The 11,914-nt window shown below is 67.8% G+C and carries 9 protein-coding genes; 7 read left to right on the top strand and 2 right to left on the bottom strand.

Annotated elements, in window-relative coordinates:
* The first annotated feature begins 35 nt into the window (after positions 1-35).
* Complete coding sequence (locus Q9R39_RS18200) at positions 36-707, top strand: DedA family protein (RefSeq protein ID WP_058253696.1); 672 nt, start codon at positions 36-38, stop codon at positions 705-707.
* A 726-nt stretch (positions 708-1,433) separates the two neighbouring features.
* On the opposite strand, the gene Q9R39_RS18195 is transcribed toward Q9R39_RS18200, so the two are convergent.
* Positions 1,434-1,679, bottom strand: coding sequence for an RNA-binding S4 domain-containing protein (locus tag Q9R39_RS18195; protein WP_265968471.1), 246 nt, complete (start codon positions 1,677-1,679; stop codon positions 1,434-1,436).
* Positions 1,680-1,798: 119 nt separating this feature from the next.
* On the opposite strand from Q9R39_RS18195, the gene lysX reads away from it, so the two are divergent.
* Positions 1,799-5,212: a bifunctional lysylphosphatidylglycerol synthetase/lysine--tRNA ligase LysX gene (gene lysX / locus Q9R39_RS18190; protein WP_311277915.1), complete on the top strand. Its 3,414-nt coding sequence runs from the start codon at positions 1,799-1,801 to the stop codon at positions 5,210-5,212.
* A gap of 26 nt (positions 5,213-5,238) precedes the next feature.
* On the opposite strand, the gene Q9R39_RS18185 is transcribed toward lysX, so the two are convergent.
* On the bottom strand, positions 5,239-6,171 hold the full coding sequence (locus tag Q9R39_RS18185) for an MBL fold metallo-hydrolase (protein WP_311277914.1): 933 nt from the start codon (positions 6,169-6,171) through the stop codon (positions 5,239-5,241).
* Positions 6,172-6,547: 376 nt separating this feature from the next.
* On the opposite strand from Q9R39_RS18185, the gene Q9R39_RS18180 reads away from it, so the two are divergent.
* The 5 genes from Q9R39_RS18180 (at position 6,548) to Q9R39_RS18160 (ending at position 11,799) form a co-directional block, all read left to right on the top strand.
* Positions 6,548-7,162, top strand: a complete 615-nt coding sequence (locus tag Q9R39_RS18180) for a sigma-70 family RNA polymerase sigma factor (protein WP_311277913.1) — start codon at positions 6,548-6,550, stop codon at positions 7,160-7,162.
* A 67-nt stretch (positions 7,163-7,229) separates the two neighbouring features.
* Positions 7,230-8,138 (top strand): alpha/beta fold hydrolase, encoded by a 909-nt coding sequence (locus tag Q9R39_RS18175; RefSeq protein WP_065631298.1) that lies wholly within the window; start codon positions 7,230-7,232, stop codon positions 8,136-8,138.
* A gap of 34 nt (positions 8,139-8,172) precedes the next feature.
* Complete coding sequence (gene rraA / locus Q9R39_RS18170) at positions 8,173-8,667, top strand: ribonuclease E activity regulator RraA (RefSeq protein ID WP_078111901.1); 495 nt, start codon at positions 8,173-8,175, stop codon at positions 8,665-8,667.
* Positions 8,668-8,734: 67 nt separating this feature from the next.
* Positions 8,735-10,288, top strand: coding sequence for a succinic semialdehyde dehydrogenase (locus Q9R39_RS18165; protein ID WP_269553050.1), 1,554 nt, complete (start codon positions 8,735-8,737; stop codon positions 10,286-10,288).
* A 290-nt stretch (positions 10,289-10,578) separates the two neighbouring features.
* Positions 10,579-11,799, top strand: a complete 1,221-nt coding sequence (locus Q9R39_RS18160) for a PQQ-dependent sugar dehydrogenase (protein WP_311277945.1) — start codon at positions 10,579-10,581, stop codon at positions 11,797-11,799.
* Positions 11,800-11,914 lie beyond the last annotated feature (115 nt).

Here is an 11,914-nt window from a genome sequence, read left to right as displayed (position 1 = left end):
CCAGCCGCCCGCCCTCGGACAGACGGAACATCTCCTTGCCAACGCAGCTCGCCGCCGTACTCGCCCAGACTGACCCGTCGCAAGGTCACAGCGGTTTCATCGGCTGGATTCTCGACCTCATGGACACGCTCGGCGAGCTGGGCGTCGGGGTGGCGATCCTTCTCGAGACCTTCCTGCCGCCGATCCCATCAGAAGCCGTTCTCCCCGGCGCCGGGTTCCTCGCCTACGAGGGCCGCATGAACGTCTGGCTCGCCTGGGCCGCGGCGACCATCGGGTCGCTCGTCGGGGCCTGGCTCTGGTACTGGATCGGTGCGGCTCTGGGCCGCGATCGCACCCGGCGACTCGTCGGCCGGATGCCGCTGCTCGACTACGACGACTTCGACAAGGCGGAGGAGTACTTCGTCCGCTGGGGCGGAATGGCGGTTCTCCTCGGTCGGTGCGTGCCGCTCGTCCGGTCGTTCGTCTCCATCCCGGCGGGCATCGAGAAGATGCCGTTCTGGCGCTTCACCGCGTACACGACGCTGGGGTCGGGGGTGTGGAACGCGCTGTGGATCGGGATCGGCTTCGGCTTCGGTCCGGCGATCGCCCCCGCACTCGAACGGTGGAGTGGCGTGCTGAGCAACATCGTGATCGCCGTGCTGGTTCTCATGGTCGCCTGGTTCGTCGTGAAGCGGGTCCGCCGACGCCGCGCCAGTGCCGCGGGATAGCGGGCCGGGAGAGTGGGACGACCCGTGGAATACCTCGTGCGGAAGCGCGGTTGTACCCCGCGACGGTGACGGACTCAATGCCCCGGGTCCCACCCTTTGCCGCTTCGAGCGGCCTGTTTGCCGGGAGGCGCACTGACCGCCATCGTCGTCCATCACACCGAAGCCGCCGGCCCGAATCCCGGGTCGGCGGCTTCGGTCGTTCGACGGCGACCCGCGGGGGCGAGTGAACGCCTGGCCGCGCCCGGGTCATTCATGCAGGTGAGGGGCGCGTCGCTACGCGCGAGGTAACAGTTCTCGTGCGACGATCGATCTAGCCGTCGTGTGCGGCACTCGCCGTTTCGGGAACCGGAGCTGCGGGATTCACACGTGTCGGCAGTCGCGGGGGCGTGGCGAAAGCCACTGAGAAGTCCGGCGACACGACCGGAAACAGCCGCTACAGTAAAACAAAGTTCCAGTCCGTTGTAACGAATGTGAAGTATCAGGAAGTGATTGGTCATGAAGTTGGCTGACACATTTCACTCGCCCCGCCGGGGCTCTCTGCTGAACTCGCTGACCGGCTGGCGACTCGGAGGCCGCCGCGGTTCCACGACGATGTTCCCCGCCGAAGCGGAACGACTCATCACACCCGCCGAGCTCAGACGGTTCGGCGTCCGGTCCTAGCGCCCTTCGAGGCTCGTCGCTATCGCTCCTCGCACCTCAGGGAGCAATGGGGGACGCTTCTTCGGATCAGAGGGCAGGTGGCACGTCTCCCTCGGCGACGACTCGCACGCTCATCCCGCCGACCGACACCACATCGCCGATCGTCAGCTGACGGCCGCGCCTGGTCTCCACCTCGTCGTTCACGGTGACCAGACCGTCGGCGATCACCTCCTTGGCCTCGGCCCCTGACTCGATCAGGTTGGCGAGTTTGAGGAATTGGCCGAGTCGGATGGAGTCGTCCCGGATCGTCACGTCGTACACGGCTTCGATCATGCCGGTCCACCGCCCGCCTGGCCACCTCGGCCGTCGGGGACGCAAGACGATCTGTGCCGGGCGGGGCCAATCCGCGTGGAGTGCCGGGACATACCTCTCATCCCGACTACCTTTTACGCATGGCCACCGACACCCCCCTCGCGCCGGTCGACCCCGAGAATCCCGGCGAGCACCGCGACGTGGGACCGCGGACGCCCACCGCGGCCGACCGCAGGTCCCTCGCGCTGCTCGACAAGATCCGACGGCCCTCCGGGTTCGGGTCCCGAGCCCCGCACATCGCCGGCACGATCGTCGGTGTCCTGGCGGCAATCGCGTTGCTGTCCAGCCTCTTCCCGGCGATCCGGCATCTGATCCACGACCCCCGCCGCTACGTCGACGACTACATCATCACCCTCCCCGACACCAGCTTCGCCTGGGCGTTCGTGCTCGCCCTGATCGCCGTCGCGCTCTCGGCCCGCAAGCGGATCGCCTGGTGGATCAGCGTCATCTACCTGATCCTGTTCATGGCGACCAACGCGCTCTATCTCGTGCCGTCGCTGGCCGACGACCTGGGCGTGACGCGGTGGGACCGCACGAACATCTACCTCGGACTGTTCATCGACGCGCTTGCCCTGATGTTCCTGCTGTCGACGTACCGTCAGTTCTACACACGGGTCCGCAAAGGCGCCGTCCTGGCGGCGTTCGGCACCCTGATCGCCGGACTGGCGATCGCGACCCTGCTGGGCTGGGCCTTGGTGTGGGCGTTCCCGCACACGCTGACCCGAGGCGACCGGTTGCCGTACGCGTTCAACCGGGTCGTGGCGTTCGGCGCGATCGACCAGGATGCCTCGTTCGACGGTCGGCACACCCACCTGTTCGTCAACGGCCTGCTGGGACTGTTCGGCGCCCTGGCGCTGATCGCCGCGGCCGTCGTGCTGTTCCGGTCGCAACGGCTGCGCTGGCTCATCACCGCCGAGGACGAGGCCCTCATCCGGGCGCTGATCACGCGGTTCAACGACGACGATTCGCTGGCGTACTTCTCGACCCGCCGCGACAAGGCCGTCGTGTTCTCGCCCGATGGTCGGGCAGCGATCACCTACCGGGTGGAGGTAGGCGTCGGACTGGCGGGCGGTGACCCGATCGGCGATCCGGAGTCGTGGCCGGATGCCATCGCCGAATTCCTCACCCTGTGCGAGAAGTACGGGTGGCACCCGGCGTCAATGGGGTCGAGCCCGCGCGGCGCGGCCGCCTTCGACGCCGCCGGTTTCGTCTCGCTCAACATCGGCGACGAGGCCATCCTGCACACGCGCGAGTTCAGTCTCAGTGGGCCGGCCATGAAGGCGGTGCGCCAGGCCGTGACCCGGACCCGTCGTGCCGGGGTCGGTGTCCGTATCCGACGGCACAACGAGATCGGCGACACCGAGATGGCGAAGATCGTCGCGCGCGCCGACGACTGGCGCGACACCGACGAGGAACGCGGCTTCGCGATGGCGCTCTCGCGCATCGGCGATCCCGCGGACGGCGACTGCCTGCTGGTCGAGGCCGTGATGGGCGAGGGCACCCCCGACGAGCGGGTCGTCGGCATGCTGTCCTTCGTGCCCTGGGGTCGTCGGGGTGTGTCGCTCGACCTGATGCGTCGTGACCGGCACGGACCCAACGGCGTCGTGGAGACCATGGTCGCCGAATTGTGCCGCAACTCCGAGCAATTGGGCATCACCGAGGTCTCGCTGAACTTCGCGGCGTTCCGGGCGTTCTTCGAGCAGGGTCCCCAGATCGGGGCCGGGCCGGTGATGCGGATGGGCTACTCGATCCTCATGTTCGGCTCGCGGTTCTTCCAGATGGAGTCGCTGTACAAGTCGAATGCGAAGTATCTGCCGGACTGGCAGTCGCGCTACCTGTGCTTCGAGGACAGCCGGATCCTGCCCCGGGTGGGCCTCGCCGCGATCGTGACCGAGGGTTTCATCACGTTGCCGCGGTTCGGACGGGCCAAGCACTACACGCAGGGGCCGCCGTCGATCCCGCCCGGTGTCGACGCGCCCGCGCTCATCGCCGAGCTCGACGCCGAGGCAGCCACACCTGAGGGTGCGGTCGTCCACCGGCCGGAACAGGTGCGCGTCCGACTCGAGAAGATGGACCGGCTCGTCGAGCGCGGCTTCGATCCGTACCCGCCGGCCGATCAACCCACTCATACGATCGCGGCGGCCAAGGCCGAACCCGAGGGAACCGTCGTCACCGTCGCCGGACGCGTGACGCGACTTCGGGACTTCGGCAAGGTGGTGTTCGCCGACGTCCACGACTGGTCCGGCGAGGTGCAGGTGCTGGTCGAGGATTCCCGGATCATCCCGGGCACACCCGATTTCGGTACCGACGTCGACCTCGGGGATCTGATCCAGGCCCGCGGCGTCGTCGGCACGAGTCGTAAGGGCGAGCTGTCGATCCTGATCGATGCCTGGCGGATCAACGGCAAATGCCTGCGCCCGCTGCCCGACAAGTGGGCCGGTCTCACCGATCCGGAAGCGCGTGTCCGGCAGCGCTATGTCGACCTCGCCATCAACGAGCAGACGCGCAAGTCGCTGGCGACCCGCAGTCTCGTGGTGAAGTCGTTGCGTGACTTCCTCGGCGCTCGTGGCTTTCTCGAGGTCGAGACGCCGATCCTGCAGCAGATCCACGGCGGCGCGAACGCCACCCCGTTCCAGACGCACATCAACGCCTACAACCTCGACCTGTATCTGCGGATCGCCCCGGAGCTCTACCTCAAACGACTGTGTGTCGGCGGGGTCGAGAAGGTCTTCGAGATCGGCCGCAATTTCCGCAACGAGGGTGTGGACTTCAGTCACAACCCGGAGTTCACGAGTCTGGAAGCCTATGAGGCGCACAGTGATTACCTCAAGATGCTCGATCTGACGCGCGAGATGATCCAGTACGCGGCGACGGCGGCCTACGGGGAACCGGTCATCGTTCGCACCGATGCCGACGGAAACGAAGAGCGCGTCGACATCTCCGGGGAGTGGCCGGTCAAGACCGTTCATCAGGTGGTCTCGGAGGGCGCGGAGCAGGACATCACGCCGGAGACCTCCGTCGAGGAATTGCGCGCGGTGTGTGACCGCCTGGAGATCAATCACCGGCCCGACTGGGACGCCGGGCAGATCGTCCTGGAGTTGTACGAGCACCTCGGCGAGGATCGCACCACCTTCCCGACCTTCTACACCGACTTTCCGACGTCGACGTCGCCCCTCACGCGTGCGCACCGGAGCAAGCCCGGCGTCGCCGAGCGGTGGGACCTCGTCGCCTGGGGCGTCGAACTCGGCACGGCCTACACCGAACTCACCGATCCGGTGGAGCAGCGGGCGCGTCTCACCGAGCAGTCGATCCTGGCCGCCGACGGCGATCCCGAGGCCATGGAACTCGACGAGGACTTCCTGCAGGCACTGGAATACGCGATGCCGCCGACCGGAGGTCTGGGTGTCGGTGTCGACCGCGTGGTCATGCTCATCACCGGACAGTCGATCCGCGAGTCGCTCGCGTTCCCGCTGGCGAAACCGCAGGACGCCTGACCCGGTCGACCGAGTTCGAATTCGCCTCAGCCGCAGAGTGCTCCGACGGCGTCGTGGTCGTGGGTGGGGATCACGCGCACGGTGTGGCGGGCCAGGTGGAGCCGGTGCAGCATCGCGAACGCCGCGTCGCGGTTGTCGTCGACGAATTCGCCGGGGATGCTCGGCTTCTGGCGCAGGCGCGCCACCTGCTCGAAGTGCCAGGCCGCGTCGCCGGCGAGCAGGACCGGGCCGGAGGACGTGCGGGCCAGGACGCCGACGCTCCCGGGGGGGTGCCCGCCGAGGTCGACGACGACCACGGAGCCGTCGCCGAACAGGTCGTGGCTCGCGGCGAACGTGGACACGGGCGGGCCGTCGAGTTCGTAGTCGAGGATCGGTCGGCCGTCGGTCAAAGCCGCCCGCACCCCGCCGACCGGTGGTCGCGAGCCGGCCAGTATCCATTCGCGTTCGGCCCGTGGAAGCCACACCGGCAGGCCGGGCAGGTCCAGCAGGCCGCACACGTGATCCCAGTGAGCGTGCGTCGGCAGGGCGAAGTCGGGGGAGCGGTGCAGCGGCCGCAGCTCGAGACCGTCGGCGGTGCTGACCGTCGACCGCGGCGGGGTGATCAGCGGGCGCAAGATCGTCGGCAATTCGGGCAGGACGCGGTGATGGGCGTCGCGGCAGAAGCCGGGATCGACCAAGAACGTGGCCTCGGGGTGCTCGACCACGAAGGTCGTCATCGCCGACGACGCGCGACGCAGGGTACGAGCTCCCTCGACGAGGCCGGCGAGCGGTACCCGTCGCGCAACCTGGGGCAGGGCGCGCACCCGGACCGTCACCTCGCCGTCGGGGAGCCCGGCGTCCTCGATGGCGTCGAAGAGTCGCCGGTCCGGCGGGCGCGGACGGAACGCGCCACGCACGGCGAGCGCACCCGTGCGCAGCATCTCGGCCGGCGCCGGGCCCGGCTGGCGAAAGGTGGCCACCGCGTATTCCTACCCCGGCCGCCAGGTGTGCGCGCCGATTCCGGGTAAGCGGATGTCATGTGTAGTTCACCGAGGAGAGGTTCTGGGTACCACTCCGCCGTCGTTGAATGGTCCTGGCCCCTCGAAAGGCCTGCTGTCCTCCCAGCGGGCTACAACCGAACACAATGTGTAACGACGCGCTAGGGTCCAACGACCTACTCATCGACCCCCGACGTCTGACGAGAGGTACCGGAATGGTTGTCGAAGAGCTCGTACACCAGGACCGTCGGGCGGACCGTCGCTGACATGCACCCGACCCTCATCTGGTTCACGGCGACTCCCAGGCAGCCACTGAGCCTTCCCGTGCCTTGTCCTCGACCCGGCAATACCTGAAACCGTGGCGCCGAGGGAGAGCGACGCCACCGCGAATGCGGATCATGGGGGCGGGGGAGAATCGCAGGTCCTACGCGACCTGCTGGCTCTGGTGGCCGCAGGGGACCGAGCGGCGTTCACGCGCTACTATGACCTGACCAGTTCGCGGATCTACGGTCTGGCCGTCCGGGTGGTGCGTGATCGGCACTACGCCGAGGAGATCGTCCAGGAGGCCTACCTGCAGTACTGGCAGCGGGCGGCCGACTACGACCCGACCCGCGGATCGGTGATCACGTGGATGATGACGATCGCGCACCGGCGCGCCGTCGACCGGGTCCGTACCGAGGACATGCAGACCGAGCGGTTGTCGGAGTACGGCGTCCGGGCCGCCGAACCCGAGATGACGCAGGATCTTCCGCTCGAAGCGGTGCTGCGGTCGGTGGAGGTGAGCGCAGTGCACACCTGCCTCGGACATCTCACGGAACTGCAACGAGGAAGCCTCGAGATGTCGTACTTCGGAGGACTCACCTATCCCGAGGTGGCGGCGCGCACCGACACGCCCCTGCCCACCACGAAATCCCGTATCCGGGACGGCCTGAGACGGCTGCGGAGCTGCCTGGACGCGCAGGACGACCGCTGACGGATCGGCGGTGAGCGCGTCGTGCCGTCCGGCGACGCCGCGCCATCCGCGCGGGCACACTGGACGGGTGCACGAGACGACACCCGACGCGGGTCTGGATTCACCCGGTGAGTTCGTGACGGTCGGGGAGCATCGGCTCCACGTGCTCGACGAGGGGGCGGGTCCGCCGCTGCTGCTCATGGCGGCGCTCGGGAGCAACTGGTTCGACCTCGATCCGCTTGTCGCGCGGCTCGTCTCGTCGTGGCGGGTCGTGCGGTACGACCGCCCGGGTTACGGGCTGTCCGATCCCATCGGTCGGCGTCACCATCCGTCGCTGCTGGGCGAGGTGGAGCGGATGGCCGCGGTGCTCGACGCTCGGGGTATCGCCGAACCGGTTGTCGTCGTGGGGCATTCGCTGGCGTCGCTGTATGTGGAGGCGTTCGCACGCCGATATCCCGAGCGGACCGCGGGTGTCGTCATCCTCGACGGGTCATTCGTCTTGTTCCCGTGGCGGATCGTCCCGCTGTCGTTCCGGGTGGGCAACGCCCATCGGGTGGTCGGTGCGGCGCGCGCGGTGACGAGCCGCGTCGGGATACGTCGCTGGCCGAGTTTCCAGGTGTGGAGCCGCGTCGTGCCCGCGCCACCGGAGGGTCGAGGCGAGCAGCAGCGCCGATGGAGTACGCGCGTCTTCGGGCAGCCGCCCTACCTCCTGGCCCTTCTCGTCGAGAACGCCGCGTTCGGGTCGATGAACCAGACGTTGCGGAGTCTGCGACGGTCCGAGCCGATGCCGGACGTCCCGGTGATCGTCGTCGTGGCGTCGTCCAGGCTCCCGGGGTGGCGCCACTTCTGGGAATGGAAGCAGCGACGGTACGCCGAGGTGTTGAACGCTGATGAGATCGCGGTACTCCCGAGGGCGCGGCACTTCCTCGTGTCGGAGCGCCCGGACGACGTCGCCGAGATCATCGGCGGGGTGCGGCCCATCCCTACCCGCGAGTAACCAGCTACTTGCGGTTACACCTAAACTGTTCGGCATGAGCGAGCTGACCTTCACCCCGACGGCCGACCTCGTCGACGACATCGGCGCCGACGTCCGAAGCTGCGACACCCAGTTCACGCAGTTCGGCGGAAACCGGGAGTTCGTCGGACGGGTGTCGACGGTCAAGTGCTTCCAGGACAACGCCCTGCTGAAGTCGGTTCTGGGTGAATCCAACCCCGGCGGGGTGCTCGTCGTCGACGGCGACGCGTCGGTCCACACCGCACTGGTCGGAGACCTCATCGCCGAGCTCGGCCGCTCCAACGGCTGGGTGGGGATCATCGTCAACGGCGCCATCCGCGACGCCAAGACCATCGGCGGGATGGCGATCGGGGTCAAGGCCCTGGGTACCAACCCGCGCAAGTCGACCAAGACCGGCGCCGGTGAACGCGACGTCCCGCTGACCATCGGCGGCGAGACGTTCACCCCCGGCGACATCGTCTACTCCGACGACGACGGCATCGTGCTCGTCGCGGCGGGAGACAACCAGTAGAGCCCCGACCGCAGACCACGATCGACATCGAAGACCGGACACCCGCACAGCGCTGAGGAGCACCGCCATGCCGAAGCCCACCGCCGACTATTTCGCTCGCCTGGGTGCGCTCGTCGCCATCGACGACGCCGCGAGTCGTCCCACGCGCCCCGTCCTCGAGGCGTTCAGCGGGACGGAGATGGCGACCATCCCGGTCGCCACCGCCGACGATCTCGAGGTGGCGGTCGCCCGGGCCCGCCAGGCGCAGGAGGGATGGGCGGCCCGCACGCCGGCCGACCGCGCCGCGATCATCGACCGTTTCTCCGACCTGGTCCACCGCAACGCGGCGTCGTTGATGGACATCGCGCAGGCCGAGACCGGCAAGGCGCGCATCTACGCGCAAGAAGAGGTCATCGACGTCTCGATCACCGCGCGGCACTACGCGACGAACGGACCCAAGCTGCTGGCCGATCGCAAGGTCAAGGGCATGCTGCCGGGCGCGACCAGCGTGCGCGTGCGGTACCTGCCCAAGGGTGTGGTCGGCATCATCAGCCCGTGGAACTACCCGCTGACACTGGCCGTGTCCGATGCGGTGGCCGCCCTGATCGCCGGCAACGGCGTCGTGATCAAGCCGGACAGCCAGACGCCGTACTGCGCGCTGGCCCTGGCCGAGTTGCTGTACGAGGCGGGTCTGCCGCGTGAGCTGTACGCCGTGGTGCCCGGGCCGGGAAGCGTTGTCGGGCAAGCAATCATGGCCAGCACCGACTACGTGATGTTCACCGGCTCCTCGGAGACCGGGGCCACCCTCGCCGAACAGGCCGGGCGTCGGCTCATCGGCTTCTCGGCCGAACTCGGCGGCAAGAACCCGATGGTCGTCACCGCGAGTGCCGACATCGCCAACGCCGTGCGCGGCGCGGCGCGCGCGTCGTACTCCAACTCCGGGCAGCTGTGCATCTCGATCGAACGGATCTACGTCGACAAGAAGATCGCCGACGACTTCGCCGAGCGGTTCGCCGCGTATGTGTCGACGATGAAGCTGTCGGCCTCCTACGATTTCAGCGCCGACATGGGTTCGCTGGCCTCGGCCGCACAGATCGACACCGCCGAAGCGCACGTCGAGGACGCGGTCGCCAAGGGCGCGAAGGTGCTCGCCGGCGGCAAGCGTCGCGCGGACCTGGGCCCCTTCTTCTTCGAGCCGACGGTCCTCACCGACGTGAACGACGACATGGTGTGTTTCGCGAACGAGACCTTCGGACCGGTCGTCTCGATCTACCCGGTGGACTCCACCGACGAGGCGATCAAGCTCGCCAACGACACCGACTACGGCCTCAACGCCAGCGTCTTCGCCGGTAGCAGCGCCGAGGCGCAGGAAGTCGCCGAGCAACTGCGCGCCGGGACGGTGAACATCAACGAGGGTTACGCCGCGGCGTGGGCGTCGACGGCGGCCCCGATGGGCGGCATGGGTATCTCCGGGATGGGACGCCGGCACGGTGACGAGGGGCTGCTGAAGTACACCGAGCCGCAGACCATCGCCGAGCAGCGTTTCATCGGCATCGACCGCATGCCGGTGGTCCCGACGAGCATCTACCGAGCCATCACGCCGACCGCCGTGCGCGCGTTGAAGTACCTGCCGGGCCGGTAAGAGAGTAAGAGAGCTCACTCTTTGCTTGTTCGGGAGTGGGATGACTCGTTCCCTCGACGGCGTCGAGTAGGACGAATTTCCGTCCACCTCAGGGTGTGGGAAGGGCAGATTGCCCTTCGACCTCGCTCACAGGGACGCAAATTCCTCACCCCGGACGGCGTCGCCACCACCCGGTCGCTCCGGTCGGGCCGCGACGTCGCGGCATCTGGCGTGCCTGGGGAGCACGATTTCGCTGATCGAGACGCCCGATGTCCTGCCCCGTCGATGTGAGCGTGGTTACGGTAGGCCTTGTGACCCGAACACGTCATGGACGCAGGAGATCCGTTCGTTCACCGGCCCGTGGGCTTGTGACGATGACCGCGTCCGCGGCTGTCGTGGCTGGGTTGTTCTTCGCCGGCCCGGCGGCTCATGCTCGAGCGCCGCTGCAGGTCACTGCTGTGACTGGCGGGATGACCATCCCCTGGGGTGTAGTGGTTGCACCCGATGGCACCGTGCTTTCCGGTGAGCGCGCGGGGCGGTTTGTTGCGGTGCGCCCCGGTGGAAAACGTGTGAACGTCAGAGCAGACCTGTCGAAGATCTTCGCGGTCCACGAGGCGGGCCTCATGGGGCTCGCCATCGACCAACGGTTCTCGGACAACCGCCGTGTGTATTCGTGTCAAGCGGAGTACACGGTGCCCGGCGCCTTTGTCGTGCCGGAACCTCTTGCCGGCGCACCTCTTCCGGCCCCACAGACTGGTCAGACCATCAAGGTGGTGTCGTGGCGGGTGAGTGCGGACTGGACGCAGATGACCCGTGAGCGGACGGTCCTCGGTGGAATCCCCGTGACGTCCTCCGGCAGTCGTGCCGGATGCGGCCTTTCCGCTACCGCCGACAGCTTCTGGGTCGGTACCGGCGACACAGGCACACCATCTGTTGCCCAGGATCGGAAGTCGCTGGGCGGCAAAGTTTTACACATCAAATTCGACGGTACGCCCGCTCCGGGTAACCCGAACCCGCACAGTCCGATCTACAGCCTCGGGCATCGCAACGTACAGGGCGTGGCGGTCCAGCCCGGCACCGGTCGCGTGTACGCCATCGAGCAGGGCACGAGCCGCGACGACGAGCTGAATCGCATCGTCGCCGGGGGCAACTACGGCTACAGGCCCGATCGCACACCGATCATCTACGACGAATCGGTGCCGATGACCGATCCGGCGCGGGTCCCCGGCGCAATCGGTCCGGTCTGGAGTTCGGGCAACGAGACGATCGCTCTGCCGGGAATCGCATTCCTGCCCGAAACCGGTTGGGGCGCATACAACGGCGGCGTCGTGCTGACGGCACTCAAAGGCAAACGACTGGTGTTCCTGAAGCTCTCCGACGACGGACGCCACGTGGTGTCGCGAACCGAGGCCCTGAAGGACGAGCATGGTCGCTTGCGTGGCGTGGCCGTCGCGCCCGACGGTTCGCTGATCCTGACAACCAGCGACGGCGAAGGTGCAGACCGCATCCTGCGGGTGCGCTGGGACGGCTGAGCAATGTGCGACAACGTAGCCGTCGGATACGCAATCGACCGTGATCGTCGGCGCACCGAAGTTCGCCGGTGGTACCGGCGGTCCGGCGCGCGTGATCGCCATGGTGTGAATCGGA

This window comes from Gordonia sp. AC31 (genome assembly GCF_031844505.1).
Taxonomy (GTDB): domain Bacteria; phylum Actinomycetota; class Actinomycetes; order Mycobacteriales; family Mycobacteriaceae; genus Gordonia; species Gordonia hongkongensis.
Note: the sequence above shows the minus strand (reverse complement) of the source record. Positions and strands in the feature narration are given on the sequence as shown.

What these genes read in the sequence shown, in the direction of transcription:
- Q9R39_RS18195 (WP_265968471.1), bottom strand. Translation starts at nt 1,679, where the DNA reads ATGATCGAAGCCGTGTACGACGTGACGATCCGGGACGACTCCATCCGA.
- lysX (WP_311277915.1), top strand. Translation starts at nt 1,799, where the DNA reads ATGGCCACCGACACCCCCCTCGCGCCGGTCGACCCCGAGAATCCCGGC.
- rraA (WP_078111901.1), top strand. Translation starts at nt 8,173, where the DNA reads ATGAGCGAGCTGACCTTCACCCCGACGGCCGACCTCGTCGACGACATC.
- Q9R39_RS18165 (WP_269553050.1), top strand. Translation starts at nt 8,735, where the DNA reads ATGCCGAAGCCCACCGCCGACTATTTCGCTCGCCTGGGTGCGCTCGTC.